This is a genomic window from Bradyrhizobium sp. JR3.5 (assembly GCF_054057015.1).
This window is the reverse complement of the sequence record NZ_JBSRYV010000002.1, coordinates 5,095,715-5,114,310: the sequence shown is the minus strand read 5'-3', so window position 1 is coordinate 5,114,310 and position 18,596 is coordinate 5,095,715. Positions and strand designations below refer to the sequence as shown.

Annotated in this window: 14 protein-coding genes and 1 pseudogene; 10 read left to right on the top strand and 5 right to left on the bottom strand. The window is 58.5% G+C overall.

Annotation, left to right across the window (positions count from 1 at the left end; translation table 11 throughout):
- Positions 1 to 4 precede the first annotated feature (4 nt).
- The 3 genes from ACVWW1_RS41510 (at position 5) to ACVWW1_RS41500 (ending at position 4,380) form a co-directional block, all read left to right on the top strand.
- The gene (locus tag ACVWW1_RS41510) at positions 5 to 610 is read left to right on the top strand and encodes a CDP-alcohol phosphatidyltransferase family protein (protein WP_456659883.1); all 606 of its coding nucleotides are present in this window, start codon (positions 5 to 7) and stop codon (positions 608 to 610) included.
- 209 nt (positions 611 to 819) lie between these two features.
- The gene (locus tag ACVWW1_RS41505; protein WP_456659882.1) at positions 820 to 2,367 is read left to right on the top strand and encodes a hypothetical protein; all 1,548 of its coding nucleotides are present in this window, start codon (positions 820 to 822) and stop codon (positions 2,365 to 2,367) included.
- A gap of 51 nt (positions 2,368 to 2,418) precedes the next feature.
- Positions 2,419 to 4,380 (top strand): FAD-dependent oxidoreductase, encoded by a 1,962-nt coding sequence (locus ACVWW1_RS41500; RefSeq protein ID WP_456659881.1) that lies wholly within the window; start codon positions 2,419 to 2,421, stop codon positions 4,378 to 4,380.
- Positions 4,381 to 4,490: 110 nt separating this feature from the next.
- Here the strand turns inward: ACVWW1_RS41500 and ACVWW1_RS41495 are convergent.
- From ACVWW1_RS41495 to ACVWW1_RS41485, 3 genes and pseudogenes are all read right to left on the bottom strand, one after another.
- A pseudogene (locus tag ACVWW1_RS41495) lies at positions 4,491 to 4,733 on the bottom strand (IS66 family transposase); the annotation flags it as partial.
- A gap of 215 nt (positions 4,734 to 4,948) precedes the next feature.
- Positions 4,949 to 5,284 (bottom strand): type II toxin-antitoxin system PemK/MazF family toxin, encoded by a 336-nt coding sequence (locus ACVWW1_RS41490; protein ID WP_456659880.1) that lies wholly within the window; start codon positions 5,282 to 5,284, stop codon positions 4,949 to 4,951.
- A complete protein-coding gene (locus ACVWW1_RS41485; RefSeq protein WP_429032510.1) occupies positions 5,265 to 5,474 on the bottom strand; it encodes an antitoxin MazE-like protein in 210 nt (69 codons plus the stop codon). The genes ACVWW1_RS41490 and ACVWW1_RS41485 overlap by 20 nt, the downstream gene beginning before the upstream one ends.
- A 497-nt stretch (positions 5,475 to 5,971) precedes the next feature.
- Here ACVWW1_RS41485 and ACVWW1_RS41480 point away from each other — a divergent pair, with 497 nt between their 5' ends.
- On the top strand, positions 5,972 to 6,262 hold the full coding sequence (locus ACVWW1_RS41480; protein WP_429032512.1) for a hypothetical protein: 291 nt from the start codon (positions 5,972 to 5,974) through the stop codon (positions 6,260 to 6,262).
- A gap of 232 nt (positions 6,263 to 6,494) precedes the next feature.
- Here ACVWW1_RS41480 and ACVWW1_RS41475 read toward each other — a convergent pair whose 3' ends face one another.
- Both ACVWW1_RS41475 and ACVWW1_RS41470 read right to left on the bottom strand, forming a co-directional pair.
- Positions 6,495 to 8,318, bottom strand: coding sequence for a hypothetical protein (locus ACVWW1_RS41475; protein ID WP_456659879.1), 1,824 nt, complete (start codon positions 8,316 to 8,318; stop codon positions 6,495 to 6,497).
- Positions 8,305 to 12,570, bottom strand: coding sequence for an HTH domain-containing protein (locus ACVWW1_RS41470; RefSeq protein WP_456659878.1), 4,266 nt, complete (start codon positions 12,568 to 12,570; stop codon positions 8,305 to 8,307). Before ACVWW1_RS41470 ends, ACVWW1_RS41475 begins: the two co-directional genes overlap by 14 nt.
- Before the next feature lie 330 nt (positions 12,571 to 12,900).
- Here ACVWW1_RS41470 and ACVWW1_RS41465 point away from each other — a divergent pair, with 330 nt between their 5' ends.
- The 6 genes from ACVWW1_RS41465 (at position 12,901) to ACVWW1_RS41440 (ending at position 18,340) form a co-directional block, all read left to right on the top strand.
- Positions 12,901 to 13,215, top strand: a complete 315-nt coding sequence (locus tag ACVWW1_RS41465; protein WP_456659877.1) for a hypothetical protein — start codon at positions 12,901 to 12,903, stop codon at positions 13,213 to 13,215.
- A gap of 17 nt (positions 13,216 to 13,232) precedes the next feature.
- On the top strand, positions 13,233 to 14,495 hold the full coding sequence (locus tag ACVWW1_RS41460; protein WP_429032519.1) for a type II toxin-antitoxin system HipA family toxin: 1,263 nt from the start codon (positions 13,233 to 13,235) through the stop codon (positions 14,493 to 14,495).
- A gap of 235 nt (positions 14,496 to 14,730) precedes the next feature.
- Positions 14,731 to 15,102: a hypothetical protein gene (locus tag ACVWW1_RS41455; protein WP_456659876.1), complete on the top strand. Its 372-nt coding sequence runs from the start codon at positions 14,731 to 14,733 to the stop codon at positions 15,100 to 15,102.
- An 88-nt stretch (positions 15,103 to 15,190) separates the two neighbouring features.
- Positions 15,191 to 16,414, top strand: coding sequence for a tyrosine-type recombinase/integrase (locus ACVWW1_RS41450; RefSeq protein WP_456659875.1), 1,224 nt, complete (start codon positions 15,191 to 15,193; stop codon positions 16,412 to 16,414).
- Positions 16,411 to 17,355, top strand: coding sequence for a tyrosine-type recombinase/integrase (locus ACVWW1_RS41445; protein ID WP_456659874.1), 945 nt, complete (start codon positions 16,411 to 16,413; stop codon positions 17,353 to 17,355). The genes ACVWW1_RS41450 and ACVWW1_RS41445 overlap by 4 nt, the downstream gene beginning before the upstream one ends.
- Complete coding sequence (locus ACVWW1_RS41440) at positions 17,345 to 18,340, top strand: tyrosine-type recombinase/integrase (protein ID WP_456659873.1); 996 nt, start codon at positions 17,345 to 17,347, stop codon at positions 18,338 to 18,340. Before ACVWW1_RS41445 ends, ACVWW1_RS41440 begins: the two co-directional genes overlap by 11 nt.
- Positions 18,341 to 18,596: the final 256 nt, after the last annotated feature.

Below are 18,596 nucleotides of genomic sequence, written 5' to 3'. Positions count from 1 at the left end.
GCCAATGCTAAAATACCTTTGGGATCCGGCGAATGCCATCACAGCGGGGGGTCTTGTTTTGTCATCCGCCAGCCTGTTCCTCGCTCTGTCCGGGCACCTTGAGCTATCAGTGGCGGTGGCTCTTTGGGCTGTCCTGTCAGATCACCTCGATGGCTTCGTGGCCGCCCGCACAGCGAATCGTGATCCAGACGCTGCCAAAATGGGCAAGAGCCTGGACGGGTTCGGCGACATTATCTACGGAGCCGTATTGCCTGCAGCAGTTGTGATCCAGCTCAGCCACACCTCCATTCTTTCCCTGGCGACCGCCACTGCTCTACTCGTGGCGGGAGCAATCAGGCTTAGCTATTTTGCAAATTTCGGCCGATCGTCCGACGGGCGCTTCTTGGGTGTGCCCCTGTCGTACGACGTTCCGCTAATGGCTCTCTTGTTCCTTCTCCAGCCTCTCATCGGAGCCGAATTATTTGAGTGGCTCGTGAACATCTGCTTCTTGCTGCTTGCCATCGCTCACGTGGCATCCATTCGTGTGCCGTCACCGAACCCGGCAATGTATGCGGCAATCAGCATCTTCGCCGCGACGTCTTCGGCGGTCTTAGCCAGCCGTTCTCTTTGACCAGCCGAGGGCAGATTAACGAAGGGTACGGAGAGAGGCATGATCGGTGCACGTGCTAGGCTTTCTGGTAGGACAATCCGCCAAGCACAAGTCCGTAGCCGTTTTCCTGAATGTTGTGCCTCACTGACCGGCGAAAAAGGGCAGCATTACGTACAGGGCCGTGAGATGTTTATTAGGGCATCCATCGTACTTGCAATGAGGCGGCTGGTATGACCATTCGGCTTGAACTCTTGCAAGCACCTGATCTGCGTCAACGAGATCACGTACGAGGCTGGATCTTTCGGGAACTCGGCGTCGAACCGTTCATTCAATGCGCCGGGGTGCGCACGTTATATGGAGCAAGCAATCCGAGTGACGAAGTCATCGCAGCCATGAACGCGGCTGCAGAGGCTTTCGTCGACACGGACGAGCTCGCCGGCGCGGCAGGTAAAAGGCTCGCTGAACTCACGGGCGCCGAATGGGGTGTGATTACCGCCGGCACTGCGGCGACACTGGCGTTAGCCACTGCGGCGTGCATCGCCGGAAACAATCCGGAATTGATGTTGCGATTGCCGGACACATCGGGGCTGCGCAACAAGGTATTGATCCCCTCTGATCAACGGTTTGCCTATGAACAGGCAATCCGTATCGCAGGCGGCGAGATTGTGAGTGTTGCCACTGTAGAAAGGCTGGCAGAGGCATTGGACGGAAGCGTCGCGATGATCTGCCTGCTCGGCCGCATGGACGCAGCGTCCGTATTGCCATTAAGCTCAATCCTGTCTCTCGCGCGTGCCCATGGCGTGCCGATTCTCGTCGATGCTGCCGGGCTTTCGCCAGAAAAGCCGGACCGCTGGATCAAATGCGGCGTTGACCTGGTGGTTTATGCGGGCGGCAAATATATCCGGGCTCCACAATCGACTGCGATCGTGCTTGGGAGTGAACGGCTATGCAAGGCAATCTGGTGGAACGGAGCGCCTCACCAGGCCTTCGGCCGGGCGATGAAGGTGGGCAAGGAGGAGATTGTGGGTGCTGTCGTCGCACTCGATCGCTGGATCAATTCTCAAACAGCCAAACACGACCGTGACCAATGGCTTCCGCGCTTAAAGCGGATTGAGGCGCAGCTCAACTTTCTGCCAGGCGTCACGACCGAGGTGCTGTCCTGGCCCGGTTCTGTCACAGCAGTTCGGCTCAAGGTGAGCTGGGACGAGAAAGTCGTTCCATTCAGTGCGGAAGATCTACGGCTTGCGCTCTTACGGCAGCGACCACGGATTCTTATCCACGATTTTTGGTCCACGCCGACCTCGATCGTGCTTGATCCTGTCAATCTCGGCGATGACGAGGCGGAGATCGTCGGCCGTGCTTTGGCAAGCGCGTTTTATGAGCCCAGGTGCATTGCTGAACTGCCCTCAATCCTTCGGGCAGAAGCCGACGTCTCAGGGAGTTGGCGTATCGAAATTCAGTTCCTTCATGGCTCGGCGACACATCATCTCGATCTTCAGCAGAATGAGGTGCTGATATCTGGTGTCCATCACACCGGATCATCTTCCGGCGGGCTTTCCGGTGAGATTCACGGCGACCATCTCCGGTTCGAGGCTGCACACGAGCAGATACCGATGTCCCTGTTCTATGGCTTCGAGGGCAAAATCGCCGAAGACGGCAGTATCAGTGGAACGGTCCAGCTCGGTGGCAGCGCCAAAGACCATCTCGGACCGGTTTTCAAGGGCCAATACGGTTCGGCGGAATTTCATGCATCGCAACGTCCGCGCAACACCGGATAGCTCGACCGAGGTCATGGACATTATCGCGCCGAAAATCCAAGGAAGGTTGAAATGAACGTTCAGACGATCGAAGTGGGATCCCAGCATCCGTTGAGCTTGCATGGCAAAGTGGCGTTGATCGTTGGCGGCTACGGAGCGATCGGCACAACAATCTCCGAAGTGTTGACCCTTGCCGGTGCGACCAGCATTATTGCGGGACGAAACGGGGACCGGGCGCGGGCTCTTGCCGCTGAGCTGGCCACGCGAGGCTTCTCAGCCCGTGCTATCGAGCTGGACGCGTGCGATGTCGGCGCGGTGCATGCGCTCTCTGCGTCTCTGAAGCAACAACATGGTTCTATAGATATTCTGGTGAACTGCACCGGCTTCAACAAGGAGCAGATGCTGTTCGAGGTGACACCGGAAGCCTTCGATGAGGTCTATTCCAGGACATTGCGTGCCGGAATGTTTCTCTCCCAGGCGGTCGCTGCTCAGCAATTATCCGCCGGAAGAGGCGGGAGTCATATCCATCTCCTTTCCGTGCGCTCATCGCTTGGTTTCCGAAACCGCGGCTATAGCGCCTTTTGCGCCGCCAAAGGCGGGCTCGCCGTGTTGTTGAAGCAACTGGCAACGGAATTGGGGCCGTACGACATCACCGTAAATGGTGTCGCGCCTGGGCTGGTACGGACGCAGAAGAACGAAGAAGCCTTAGATGACCCGGCCGCATTCAAGCGAGCCACCGTGAACATTCCCCTTGGGCGATTGGCTACGCCTGAGGATGTCGCCAGGCGCTGTGCACTTCTTCGCGTCTTCGCTATCCCGCTTCGTGACGGGCCAAATTCTTCGCATCGATGGCGGGCTCACCGCCAGTGCCTGAGCAAACTTTCCAGGAGGGAGGAGCCGATGAAAATCGGAGTCGTTGGGGCTGGTATCATTGGCAGCTCCATTGCCTATCACCTGGGAAAGGCCGGCGCCCGAGTGACCGTGTTCGACATCGGCGATCCTGGCAATGGCGTGTCTTCCACGTCATTTGCATGTCTTAATGCGTTTGGCCAAGCCGAAGCCGACCTGCCGTTTAGGCTCGACGCTATCAAGTACCACAGCATGATCGCTCGCGAAGTCGGAAGCGAGCGCCACCTCCACACGACTGGAACGTTGCGGCTCACCTCCTCCGGGAATGATGCTGCAAAGCTCGAACAGAATGCCAAGGCTCTTTCCAAGTACGGAAGTCAGTTGGAATTCATTTCACCGGCCGCAGCAAGTCGCCTTGAGCCAGCTATCAGGACTGAATCGGCCGCCGAAGCAGTTCTGGTTCCGGAAGAAGGATGGGTGAATGCAGGAGCGCTATGCCGGGCTCTGATAGACTTCTCTACTAAACAGTTTGCGGTTCGGTATCGGCGGGAGCAAGTACTAGGTCTTGAGAGCCTTCAGTCAAAGGCACGACTGCGCCTTACGACAGGAACTGAGGTATTCGACTCCCTCGTGCTGGCGGCCGGCAATGACACCAATGCATTGCTCACGCCTGCCGGGTTCATCCCACTTAGATTGACAGCAGCACCCGGGCCGCTTGTGGACCTCTCTTGTTCGCTGGGCTCGCAAGGCGTGCGACGGGCTGTCTACGCCGACAAGCTCCATGTCAGGCCGGGCGACCACGGAGGGTTTCTGGCCGGCGTCGCTGCGGTCGCTGGTGACGCCCCCGAGCATGAGCGAATGGAGGAGGAGCGCCGTTCTCTGATTCGTTCCGCAAGCGAGTGGATCATGAATTTTGCGGAAATGGGACAAAGATGGACAGTTGGTGTACGTCCGATGCCGGCGGATGGCCGGCCGATGATTGGCGCTCTTGACGAAGACCGCACCATATACGTAGCGGTCATGCACGGCGGAATAACCCTTGGTCCGTTAGCAGGACGCCTCGTCGCATCTGAAATGGTGGAAGAGAATGAGACCATCGAGCTAGGCGCCTATCGGCCGAGGCGATCAATTGCGCAAGATGCCGATTGGCGTGAGCAAACGCTGTCAACCAGACCGTCCAAGTAGCGACCAAGGGCCGGGAATAGGATCATGGATACAAAACTGTGATTACAAGAGATAGCTAGAGACAGCGGTCAACCGAGCAGATCAATCTGTAGGCGGCCGTTGTCGACGACCTCGGAGTCGTCCGTCTCGTTGGCGATCCTGCCATCGTCGAGGAAGCGGGCGAAATCTTTCCAGCGCCTGAGCATGTAATTCATAGGCTTCAGGACCTCGGAGGAGCGCGAGAGGGTTCACGCAGCAACCAGGCGTGCAATGTCCTTGAGAAGTGGCTTGCTCTTTTCCTGGCGCACGGCGCGCCGCTCGTCGGCGCCGCGGCCGTTGATGGCGCGCTCGATCTCGAACAACGCATCGAAGCGCGCGCGCTCTGGCGGTTGAGCGGGATATGCATAGCGCCTCGCGCAGATTTTACTCCTACATGAAGCGCTTACGAAGCACAGCCCAAGGTTCGAATCGCCTGCGCTGCGCCATTTTACGATTTTGCACGATATCGCTGCCAGGCGGCCGAAATTGCTGCATCTTGGCATCGGCGCCGCCCGATACCTTCCCTCTATCGACGTGACCGACGGAATTGCTAATCCGCTAGCCCTAAGACAAACGCCAAAGCAATCCCGACCCGAGCCATGTCTTGGTTGCCGAGACGCCCGATCTTCTGCCCGACCCGTTCGCGTTTCACGGTGACGGGCTTGTCGGCCATCACCTGCGATCTAAGTCGCAATCCATTATCGGGCTTTGGTTCGATGGTGACGCGAAAATCCGGAGCGTCTACCAGTTCGGAAGTCAACTGGCAAAGCACTACAGAAGCATGGCTCTGCGGAAAGGCGTCAGTCTGCACGATGACCGCTGAGCGGGGCTTGCCATAGTCACCGGCCGCGGCAACAACTATCACGTCACCGCGTTGCATCTGCATCAAACTCGGAGACCGACTCGATCCACTCCAGCGCGTCGCGTTCGCGATCAGGGTCGAGACGGGCGACCTGCTTCGCCACCCGTCGTCGCACCGCCCGCGAGCGGGCATCGGCTACCACGAGACGCAATTCGCGTAATCCCCCTGCGCGCCGCCGCTGCCGCATCATCTTCATCCTTTCGGCTGCGGTCATGAGACTTCCCCATCTGTAACGCGTGACAGCGTCACGCGTTACAGGCCGGGAGGCAAGGTCAATTCGAAGTCGCGGGCACGGCCGAACACTGCTGCAACTCCGCTGTTCCGTCGGACGGTCGGCTGCGTTCGCTGTTCTGTGGCGTTTGCTCGTAGCGCCCACGCAAAGATCGGCAACTTCCCGGACGCGATGGGGTAGACTCGAGCACGGCATCATAGCGCCACGGCGAAACAGTAGTGCCCATCTTCATCGGCCGTGGCGCGCCATTTCACTGTAGGATCCCCCCTAAGTTTGGACTTGTGCCACCGAGGCTGGACTCGGCGCCACGTATGTCTGGACCGGCGCGAGTACCCTCCCTCCCGCGCCACGGCTTCAATGGTCATTGGCAAGATCGTGTTGCTTGATTTTCTCGGGCGTATTCGCCCAAGGTTCCCCTGGGATCAGTTGAACGATGTCGCGGAAGACGGCTGCAAACGCTTGGCAGCGCGGCGGCAGCCATGACCAGAAGGTCAAGCGCGGTCAAACTCGGGATCGAAAAGCCGATCCATGATTTCATCTGGCTCTGTCCAACGCATCACCGCCACATGCATATGATGATCAGCGTCTACATGACCGACACAAGGTCAGGCGATTTTCTCGACCGGATTCCGGACCGCGCGCGCGACCACTGGCGTGCGGTCGAGCACACCTTCCAGACGGCTGTTGATCTGTTTCGGAGCATCGGCGGCATGCACGAGAACGGACTCGACTCCGACTACCCGTATTACGATTACGGTTGGTCGAGATGATTCTTGCAGGTTAGCCTTCAGCGTGAGGCCGCATAACGTTAGGCTCTTCGTATCACCAGCACTCTGGTTCGCGGCCCGCCGAGGATTCCCAGCCGCCGGGCTGACGGGCACCACGTGCTGTCAAGCTGCATTGCCGCGCGGCAGCCCAAGGCGGGCCGTCGCGGTGGCGCGCCCGAGCAGAGGAGCCAAGTCTTCGTTGATCGATTGAAGAAGCCGGAACGCATCAAGAGCGTCAGGCAACCAACCAGCTGGAGAGACGAAAGCGAGATTTTCCAAGCGACGGGCGAGCGTTGCTAGCGCCTCCCTCCGATCCGCAATCGCAGCCGCGCATTCCAGCAACACGGAGATTGTCGGCAACAGACGCCCAAATTCCGTGCTCCGTCACGAGTCGTTCGATAGCAACAACGGCAACGGTTTCGGCCAATTCCGCATCGTGATTCCGCGCAGCGATGAGGGCCGCCAAATCGAGGGCCGCTTGGGCGAAGTCGGGATTGGTCGTTGCCAACTCGGAGCGAAGGGTCGCCATAACCTTGAGGACTGAAGATCGGGCTTCGGGAGGAAATCCGAACATGTAAACAAGCTGGATGAACTCAAGAAACTTCTCGACGGTTGGCGCTTTCCCAAGTTCAGTGAACAACTTGCCGACGGGCGTGTCGGCAGGGGGTTGATCGCTGGAGGGCACCCGCCATCCCTGCAAGAGCGCAGGGAACATGCGCGCCATCGGGGGTGCACCGTCCGTAATTGAGGATCGGGCGTCCTCCAGCCGCTTGCGCCAGCTCTCGGGTGCCGTGTCGCCAAGTTTCTCCAGTGATGCCAGGAGACGGCCGTAAACATCGGCAGCGATAAAGTTCGGATTTATCCAGTCGGGACGCCAACGGGGTTCAACATCGAAATCATTCATCACCGAAAGATAGAAACTCTTTCCCGTATTGCGCATGGCCCAATTGAGCAACGAGCCTTCCTCGTCATTGCTACCGCCGAGAACACGCGTGACGAGGGCGGCATGAGAAGCAGCCGCAAGGCGCCGCCAAAACACGGGTTGCCTACGCAGTGTCTGATGTTCGGCAAGATAGGCGGTCGCGACAACAAATCCGGTGGCGAATGTCGTCAGTTCGCCATGCAGTCGCTTGGGATCGGTTAGCAGCCGATCAAGAATTTCCTCTCCCACAGTAACGAATCGAGGATCGGAATCGGCACGATTGGAACAAATATCGAATGCACCTGCTAGCGCAAAGGGATCTGTGTACTGAACCAGATGCCTCAAAGCTTCGAGCAGCTCGTCCTCATTGAATTGACCTAAAGTCTCCAAGGGCACAAGCTCAGGGCTGCCAAACGTCAGCGAAACGACGTCAAGGGCATCCTTGAGATCTTGGGTGAAATGTGATGCTCGCTGAGCGGCAAGTTCATCTCGCACGAAATCGACAAGCAGTTCCGAGGTGAGCCGCTTTGCCGTGAGGTTCTCCCAGTGCGTCATTTCGGAGGGAAGTAGATCCTTCCGCCCAATAGTTCCTCGGTTAGCTGCCTCGCGCAGCAAAGGCGTAAATGTTTCAGGCGATCCGGCTAAGATCGTGCGAGCCGCGAAGAAGTCCGCTTGGGTGTAGTTGGGCTTGTTGACAACGGCCAGGAGCTCATCTCGCCACTGTGTCGCGAGCGTGTTGCTCTTCAAGATCGCCGCCATGGCGCGCTGCCGTCTCGCTAGCTTTTCTGACAGCAGGGCAGCATGCGGAAAGGCAATCCTATGATTTCCATAACTAACGTACGCGCGCTGGTCACCCACTTCGAGCTTCAGGTCGCGGATGCCACCACCCACGTCCCGCAATTCCGGAATCGGCTCGCCATCGGCAGCCTTTTTGAAAGCCGCGAACAGCGCATCTCGGTCGAGCACCAGATTTTCAGGAAGCTTGATCGGATTTGAGACACCGATGCCGCTCCGACTAACGATCACGCCGTCAGCAAGCACGTCGCTTTGCATCTCTGGCCCGATGCGTCGCAGCGCATAAAGAACCTTGTAGCGAGCAAGTTCTTCAGGCGTTAGATCCGGCTTATTCTTCGTCATCATCACCCCCCGTCCCCCATGGCATCAAAGCGAACTCCTGGATGTAGGAAACGACTTGCTGGTAAAGATCAGGAGATACAAGACGAACTTCCGACATCAGAACGTCGTCAAGCCACCTTTGATACGGTCCGATCTTCTTGTCGTCGAGAATTTCGACCGGCAAGGCAAAACCGCCGATAAGTGCGCGATGAACGGCGCCGATCCAACCAGGTGGTGGCTGCCCTCCCCAGCGGGCAAGCCAATCTTCGGGCACAATCCGCATCTCGAAGATGGCCGACGCGATCACGCGGGCGCGCTGTTCGTCCGGCTCTTCAACCCAGATTTGCGAAATAGCTCCCCGGATTGCCTGGACATAGGTCATGAACCACCGCATTTCAGCTGGAAATTGCGGTATCTCGGAGATTCTCGCGAGGTCGAAGCTATCGCGAATAGCCCTAACTTCGGGCGCTTCATTCTGTCGATTTCGTTTGGCTGCCGCTACCACTTCCGCCGTCGTCAAGGGAACCAGCAGGGCCCCGGCTTCGCGAAGACGATAGCGAATTGCCCGATATCGGTCACCGGACAGAACACCGCGCTTCAAAAGCTCTTCGATCAAGTCGAGGGTTGACACCACGCGCGAGCGCCGGCCGGCTGTATCGGCACCAAACGCCTCTTTGTTAAGAGCGCGATCGTCAACAACAACAACGTCGGCCCCCTTGAAATCGACGAACAGGCTTACCGTCGACTGGGGCCCATCAAACTCGGTCTCGTCCGCGTTGAGACGCCGAGATCCAAATGACACATGACCGGCAGCATTCGCCTGGCGGATTGCGGATCGAATATCATCAATGACCTGGAAAACCTGGGCGACGTTCCGATCGTCATCGATCAGAACATTGGCTTCGTCTTCTGTCGATCCATGGATGTAGACATTCCGAAAGGTACGCAGAAAGGCTTGCAGGAGTTTGGTATACTGCAAATAAGCCAGCGCGAGGCCATCGAGGAGAATCGGCTGCTCTGGCGTCGGAGCAACAGAAGAAGGCCAGCCTTTGTCTTGCAGGTTGAAATACTGCCGGGCTGCTGTTTCCGCCTCTTCATCGATCGCGTTTAGCTCGGTTATCGCCTTGAGCAGTCCGTGCATATCACACAGATAGTCGCTCTGCGCGCTCATATCGGCAACGCCGTCTTCCGAGATTCTTGCTCGGCTAACCGGCGCGGGGCGAATAACGATCCCCTTCGTGGCTTTGGCCTCTCGGATCAGCGCGCTCAATTCAACGCCGACCTCCTCAGACAAAGGATCACGCGCAAGATCGGGGGTGCGCAAGACTTTCATAAACTGTCCCTTTGCAATGGCGTCCCGAACATCCATTGCCTTTCGAAGCCGCGTCTTTTGTCCCCGGCGAATACGCCGACGTCCCTCGAACAGTTCGGCAAGCACGCCTGCGGGCAAGACGACATTTGGGAACGCTTCAAGGACTACGGGCAGAATCCCGAGCCAACCAAGGACGAGAAGCGCCGTTATGTCCAAAGCAAGAGCCGCTGGTGCGCCAATCGGCAGCGGCAGACGTCTGCCGGCGAAGAGAGGAAGCGCGACCCGCCGCCGGCTGTCGGTCGGCGCGGCGTTGCGGATGAGATTGCGTAGAATCAAATCGATCGGGGTGGTGCGCAATCCGGCGCCGGCCGCAAAAATCGGCAGTTCTCCACGCACGACGTTTTCGGTGATGGACCGTGTATGTTGGTCCCACTCGGTCTGCTGCGCGAGAAGTTCTTTGATCTCGAAGGTCTGAATCGGCCCGTCCGGACCTGAGAGCGCAAGCGCTTTTTGAAACCACGCGTGGGCCTCGGGACGATCTTCTTCGAGACCTTGCTCCACGAACAGATGGTAAGCACCGAGCAGCACGTGGGGATCGTCGCCACCCTTGGCGATGGCCGCATTAACAAGATCCATAAGCGAACCCTGTCCCGACGCTTGCGCGAGGTGCGCGGCGCGAATAAGCGAAAGTCCATCGAGATTGCGGGCGGGCTCGAGCGACGCCGCGAGCGGGGCCGCCAGCAGTTCCCATTCCCCGGTCTCGATCGCGAGGGCAACTTCAAGTTGGAGATCACGATCGGCGGGATGGTCTCTCACTACCTTCCCGGCAACGTCCTTTGCTTCACCCAGACGACCCAGGCGAAATAGTTGCCAGCCGTAGTGACGCAAGAAACGAACGTCGCGATCCTCGAGCTCCGGATGGCTCTCGACAAGGCGAACAAAATTGTCACCATCGCCCGCATGCATTGCGGCTTCAGCAGCGAGCGCGATGATACGCGGGTCTTTGGTGTCTTCGTAAAGAAGCTCGGCGTACCTAGCGATGGCGGCATGATCTTTCTTCCGCGCGAGCTCACTCACAAGGGCACGGAGCGCCTCGGTCGTTTTATCGTTCTCATAGAGGCGCCGATGTTCTGCGACCGGATCGGCGCCTTGCGCCTTCGCGATTTCGGCGCGAAGGCCAGCGATCTGACTTGCCGCAAAGCGGCTCAGATTATCCTCTAGGATAATATTCGCGGAGGTCGCATCCCCACTCTTGGCCAACGCCTGGATCTCGACCGAAAAGGCTTCTCTCTTTCCCAAGATCGCTTCTACCTGGAGCCGCTTCGAGGCGATCAGTGACGCGAGACCGGCTGCGTCATTGCCATGCATCTTGATGACAAAGGCAGCGCGGAGCTCTTCGTTGGTCAAACCGCCAAGGGCGTCACGACGCGCCAGATAATTTTCCAGACCTGCCGGCGAATATCCCTTTAGATAGGCTAGCGCGTATTGGACGAGCGACACGGCAAGAGCATGGTCTTCCATATCGCGTCGAAGTTGAGCAAGCGCGGCTTCTTTACGCGCGGGATGCAGCAATTCGCACCAAACGATGTAGGAACCGATGATCTGCGGAGCGTGCTGTAGTTCGAGGGTCCTTGCATAGGGCAACGCCTGACGCAGGTCATTCAAAGCCGCGTCGAGCGCTTTCGAGAGGTCAGGATCGCCTATGATGGGCGACGCATTGCTCACGTCTAAGGGCAAGCCGCTGAGGGCGCTCGCTTGCTCCGGCACCGGGAGCACGCTCGCAAAGCTCATGGCACCTCTCAGAAAATAGAGGTAGGGGAGCTGCGCGAATTGCGAGAGGTTTGCCTGGGAAAGTATCCGGTTGACGGAAGCCAGATCGTTGCGCTTCAAATAGACGTAGCACAAGCTGAGTACGCCATTGGGCGTAAGCAGCGCCGGCGAAAGGTTGTTCTCAGCCAACCAATCAGTGGCAATCTCGGCGCCGCGCTCATTCGCGAGTATGGTGAACAGAACGGTTCGCGAATCTGGATCGGTTCTGTCGCGCAGGAGCTGGATAGCCTCGTCGACCCGACCTTCCGCGACGGCTAGACGCGCCCGCGCGAGTTCATCAGGCTCGGATCCCGAAAGCTTTCGGCCCTCCGCGAGGAAGCGGCGCGCGTCATCAAGATTGCCATGGATCGATGCCGACCGCGAGGCCCGAAGGAGAATCTTGCGTCTCAAATTCGAAGACGGCGCTCCTTTCGTTTCCAGGAGTTCAGAGGCGAGCGGCGCGAATTCATCTCGTTTGTTGAGTTCAGGAAAGACCGAACGCTGGAGAAGGCGTTCGTAGCGCGCGGCGTAATCGCGCTCGAGCGCATCAGTCAACCGGTCGTCCAGCGGGCCGGACTGGCCAGTCGGGACCTGCGCGGGGCTAGGACCGGCGACAAGACTGGTGTTTAGCAATTCCTCGACGACGCGGGTGACGATCTCGCCGGGCAATTCACGCTTCATCTGACGAAGCGTGTAGATGCTGAAATGCTTCTCAAGCAGCTCGGGGTAGTCGTAGAGGCGGCGGGTAAGCTCTTTCCATCCGAAGACGGTTACGCGGAAGAGTCCTTGTTCAGCCTGCTTGGCAGAAACGGCATTGACGTGATCCGTGATGTAGACGTCGTTGTCAGCCGTGGTTGCAAAGATATAGGTGCGAAGTGGTGGATCGAACTTCTTGGCTTCTTGAATTTCCGCGTCAATTTCGGGGATCGTCAGTTTGGTAGGTGGCCAATCGCGCTTGCCTTTGCACTGAACCCCGGCGTCGGCCTCACTATCCTTCCCGTAGATGTCGACGCCGTGTTGTCGTTGCCCGGTGCGGCCGTAGCGGACGACTTGATTGTCCTTCCAGATGCGCGAAAAAAGATCAGCGCAGATTTCCTCGAATTTGTCCCAGCTCGGCGGCGGGCGAAGCTGTTCGTTGTTGGCGTCAGACATGTTTTTGAATTCCGACCCGCCTTGTTATTCGTGACTGATGGCAGCCCTCGTGCTGGTCTGGGGTGTGCCTGGGACCGAGCCAAAAGGGCTGCCCAAATAGAACATTACAAGAACCATCGCAACTCATAGCTGCACCTGGAACTCAATAACCGGTTGATAAATCTGGGATATTACTACTAACTACCTCAAAGAAGAAGCCAAACGGTATAAATGCTCTTAAGAGCCAGTTATCTTTTATTATGGGCTCTTAAAAGCAAATAATTGCAAAACGCAGCAAATTGATGCATGCTCTTAAAAGCACTATAAATCGAGTATCGGGCCTTTAAGAGCATGGTAGCGACCAACAAACTTCAAAAGGCACCGCCCTTCCACGTGTCGCGGGCCCTCAAGCAATTGGGAGCTGATCTGCGCACTGCACGCATCCGCCGCAACATGACCATGGAGGATGCAGCCAGCAGAATTGGAACGGGACTGCGGGCCGTTATGGATGCCGAAAAGGGCAAAGCCTCGACGGGTATCGTGGTCTATGCCGGACTGCTGTGGCTCTACGATATGCTCCAGCCCCCTCGAAGAACTTGCGGATCCGTCCAAAGACAAAGAAGGAATCGCATTGCAAGCGACGCGGGAGCGCAAGCGGGCTCGTAAACCCAGGGGGCTAGACAATGACTTCTAAAGGCAACACCGAATGCTTCGTCTACATCACGCTGCCCGGTCAGACTGAAGCGGTGACCGCCGGCCGTTTCCAGCTTGCCAAGGATCGCCGTGGCAACGCTCTGGGCCGCTTCGTTTACGGCAAGTCGTACCTCTCACGCGGAGATGCGGTATCGATTGATCCGGTCGAGCTTAAACTCTCGGGAGAGACCTACGAAACAGGCCGACTGAATGGTGTCTTTGGCGCGTTGCGCGACGCAGGACCGGACTATTGGGGTCGCCGTGTCATCGAGAAGCATGCCGGAGTTCCTCAACTTGGTGAACTCGATTACCTGCTGAATTCAGCCGACGACCGCGCAGGGGCGCTTGGGTTTGGACTTGGTCAACAACCTCCGGCACCGCGTCGTAAATTCAACAAAACGCTCGAACTCGCCAAGCTTCAGGAAATCGCCGAAGCCTTGATGCGTGAGGAAGATGTAAAAACCGAGGAGGCAGCACAGGTCCAAGACTTGATGCTCCTAGGCACCTCCATGGGGGGAGCCCGTCCGAAAGCTGTCGTAGAGGACGACGACGGACTCTGGATCGCGAAATTCAACCGCCCCGACGACCGCTGGAACAACACGCGCGTCGAGCGCGCGATGCTTGAGTTGGCCAAATCTTGCGGCCTTCGCGTCGCTGAGAGCCGTGTCGCCACGGTCGGAGCGAAGGACGTTCTTCTCGTCAAGCGGTTCGATCGAACGAAGACGGATAAGGGATACCTGCGTTCGCGGATGATCAGCGGGCTAACCGTGCTGCGTGCTGAGGAAGCACTCGAGATGCGAGACCGCTGGTCGTATGTATTGATGGCCGAAGAGATGCGCCGGGTTACGCAAGAGCCGGAAAAGGATGCCAAGGAACTTTTCCAACGCATGACGTTCAATGCGCTGATCTCCAACCTGGATGATCATCCTCGCAACCACGCGCTGGTCGCCAAAGAGCTGGAATGGCAGCTTTCGCCAGCTTATGACCTGACGCCGTCCCCGGTTATCTCGCAGGAACACCGCGATCTAGCCCTGGAGGTTGGCGACCAGGGGCGATTTGCAAATGCAAAGAACGTGCTGTCGCAACACGCCCGCTTTCTGCTAGATGCCGAAGACGCCAAGGCGATTGTCTCGAACATGACCGAACAGGTGCGCGCCTCGTGGTACGATGTTGTTCGCGGTCAAGGGGTCAGCGAGAAAGACGCCGAAACGATCAAGGGCGCCTTCGTATATCCCGGCTTTCTGACGGAATAGAGCGAGGGACGATTGCTTCCCACCGACTACTTGGATTCGATTGTGCCACTGCGCGGGGACGCTGGGTCGTTCTGCGTCCCTTGGCCAATGCCTGGAAAGCCCGACAGCTTTCCAAGCTTCGATAGCTTTGCCGAATGGCGGAGACGGGGGGCGTTGTCGGCAATCTGAACGGGGCAAGGTCCCTCCTTTTGCGGTTCACGCAATGGGAGGTCCGATGCCCGCCGAGAGATTGCCGATGCGGAAGATTCGAGAAGTTCTACGCCTGAAGTATTCCTGTGGGACGAGCGATCGGGTGATCTCCCGATCTGTCGGGATCGGTCGCACGGCGATTGCGGAGTATGTCCGCCGCGCCGCGGTGATCGGCATCACTTGGCCGATCCCGGAGGAGCTCGACGACACCGCGCTGGAGCGCAAGCTGTTTGCGCCGGCCGGCTACAACCCGCCGCGATCGAAGCCGCTTCCGGATTGGGGGCGTGTCCATGCCGAGTTGCGCCGCCGCAGCGTAACGCTGGCGCTGCTGTGGGAGGAATACCGCGGGCATCATCCCGACGGCTACGGCTACAGCCGTTATGTTGCGGCCAGATTTATGTTGTGCAAAGAGCTATAATTGCGGGGAGCGTCAACACTGTGGGCATTGTTCACGCAACATAATTTGAGGTCTGGGTAGCGAACCATTTGTCCAATGGAGGCTCGCTATGGATCAGACGATTTATTCCATCCCCTTGACCGTGCCCCACCGTGATGACGCACCATTCACCGACGAGCGGTACCGGTACCTTCGCCACTGTGCAGAAGCCGGCGCGACCGCAGCTTCTCTCAGACTCAAGCGGAACGAGCTGTTGCGGATTGCGGCATATCTCGATCGAGATGCTTCGGAGGGCATCGATATCGAGGCGCTCCAACGGATCGCGACCGAGCGTCTGCGCCTGACGGGGGCTGTCACCGCAGCACGAAGAGTGGTCGACATCGGACGACCTTGGCTTCGATTTCTCGGTTGGTGGAGTGAACCGACCGTCGTGTTTCAATACCAGCGCCAACTCGACCAGTATGTGACATGGATGCGCAATGAGCGCGGATTCACGCCATCGACGGTGGAGCAATGGAGCCGGATCGTCGGCAGGTTCCTGCGCTGGTGCGACAAGACCAACCGGCAATTCAGGGATCTTCAGCCTGAAGACGTCGACGCCTATTTCATCGCCCAGGCCACGGGACGATGGTCCCGCGTTTCGGTGGCCAGCACAGCCTCTGCCTTGCGAGGATTTCTGCGCTACGCGGCAAAGCGGGGAATGTGTACGGACCGCTTAGCGGCCTCGATTTGTCGGCCTCGACTCTATCGTCAGGAGTCGCTGCCGTATGCCCCAGATTGGTGCGACGTGCAGCGCATGTTGGCCGACGCCGAGACTGACAACTCCCGGGACATCCGTGATCGTGCGATCCTGCTGTTGCTCGCAGTCTACGGGCTGCGCAGCGGCGAAGTGGCGGCATTGCGCCTTGATCAGATTGACTGGGCCGGTAGGACGCTACGGCTTTTCCGCCTGAAGCGCCGCCAGCCGCAAATCTACCCGCTGGTCTCCTCTGCGGCTGAGGCGCTCGCCCGCTACATCGACACGGTGCGGCCGTCGTCATCGTGCCCGGAAGTATTCCTCCGCATGCAAGCGCCCCGTCGGCCGTTGAAGGCAGGGAGCATCTATGATGTCGCCAACCGCAGATTTGTTGCACTTGGAATCGACGCTGCTCACCGTGGTGGCCATGCGTTGCGCCACGCCTGCGCTTCCCGGCTTCTTGCCGAAGGTCTGTCGATAAAGGAGATCGGGGACCATTTGGGACATCGCAGCGCGGCGTCAACCAGCATCTACGCCAAGGTGAACATGCAGGCGCTTCGCGAGGTCGGAGCGTTCGACCTGGGAGGCCTCCAATGATGCTGACCCATGTTGTCGACGCCTATCTGGCCAAGCACCGGTCACTGGGGGCGCGTTTCGAGTCCGCTGAGGTTCTGCTCCGCAGATTCTGCCGAGCGATGGGCAATCGAGATATCGGCGGAGTCACCCCAGAGGCGGTGGCCGAGTTCCTCCAAGGCAAAGGATCGCTCAGTGCCACTTGGATGCTGCGATATAGGGTTTTGAGCGGTCTCTATAGTTTCGCCATCAGTCGTGGGTACGTGGCATCCTCCCCACTGCCGACAACGTTTCCAAAGCTGCCGCCGCAACAAACGCCCTATGTTTATTCCACGGAAGAACTGCGCCGCCTGTTGGATGCGACCTCGATTCTGAAGGTTGGGCATCGCCCTCACGTCCCAGCTATGTACCGTACGCTTCTCTTGTTGCTGTACGGAAGCGGCATGCGCATTGGCGAGGCGCTTCGTTTGGTCTTGCAAGACGTGGATCTGACTGATCAGGTCATCACCGTCCGTGACACGAAGTTCTTCAAAACGCGCCTCGTGCCAATCGGACCAAAGCTCAACCAGGAACTGGTCGAATACGTCGAGTGCCGTCGCCGGCTCCCTCTGCCGCGCGGGCAAGAATCTCCATTATTCACTACGCGCGGCAGTCGACCGTGGCACTATGTGCGGGTCATCTCCTGGTTTCAGCATGTCCGCAGAGCCGCCGGAATCAGTTGCCCTGTCGGCGAGCCTAGACCTCCACGGCTGCACGATATTCGCCACACAGCCGCGGTGCACCGGGTGATCGCATGGTATCGCTCCGGCCAGGAGGTGCAGCGACTGCTTCCGCAACTCGCAACCTACCTTGGCCACATCGATATCCGTTCAACCCAGCGCTATTTGCAGGTGACGCCGGATCTTCTCCAGGCGGCCAGCGAGCGCTTTGCTCTGTACGCGATGGAGGCCGACCATGAAGGATAAGAGCCTGCTTGGTCCGTGGATCCGGCGGTTCTTGCTGGAACATCTGGTCGCCGAGCGCAATCTTTCTCGCAACACCCAGGCCAGCTACCGCGACACGCTGACATTGTTGCTGCCGTTTGCCAGCAAGCAGGGAGGCTGCGCCATCGATCGCATGACCGTGGAAGAGCTGACGCCGGAAGTCGTCCGCAAGTTCCTCGACCACCTGGAGCGCGATCGCCAGTGCAGCGAGGTCACCCGCAACCAACGGCTGGCGACCATCCATTCGCTGGCGCGCTTTATCGGAACGCGTTCGCCGGTCCACCTGGCCTGGTGTTCCGAGATACGGGCAGTGCCATTCAAGAAGGCGGCCAAGACCGCGATCGGATACCTCGAAAAGGCCGAGATGGACGCGTTGCTAAACCAACCTGACCGACGCACGAGTCTTGGGGTGCGCGACCATGTTCTGCTGCTTTTCCTATACAACAGCGGTGCTCGCGCCGATGAGGCAGCAAAATTGACGGTCGGCAATCTCCAACTGGGTGCGTCCCCGTCAGTGCGACTTCACGGCAAGGGAAACAAGATCAGAATCTGTCCATTGTGGTCAACGACGGCAACCTCGTTGACTCGTCTTGTGGCCGACCGGAACAAAAGTGAAGCGGTCTTTCTCGGGCGGACGAACCAGCCTTTGACGCGCTTCGGAATACACCGTCTCGTGACGCAATATGCCGCTATGGCGGGCGAAACGGTGCCGACGTTGGCGACGAAGCGCGTGAGCCCACATACGGTTCGGCACACAACGGCCGTGCACCTGCTGCGCGCCGGCGTCGACATCAACACGATCCGTGCTTGGCTGGGCCACGTGTCATTAGATACCACGCACATCTATGCTGAAGTCGACCTGGAGATGAAAGCAGAGGCGTTAGCCAGGGTCGATATCAGCAGCCTGAGGCCGCCGCCTCGGCAACCCTCTCTCCCGTCGTTGATGGCATTCCTGAAGACCCTGTAGGCCGAAAGGTCACACCCTTATGTTGCGGAGCGAGCCGGGGAGGTTGGCGAAATCCTTGGCTCACTCCAGCAGCGACAACATAGATCTGGCCGCAACATAACGGCTGTTGGACGAACCCGCTCCGCGGGAGCGTATCCGCGTTGAGCGCGGCGTATTCCCCCTTGAAGCCAGCCAGTATCTCTGACCCCGGCACCACCCGCACAGCGACGTAATCCACCCCATTTCAGAAGCGCTTGCCCTTGGCAAGATGGTGTTG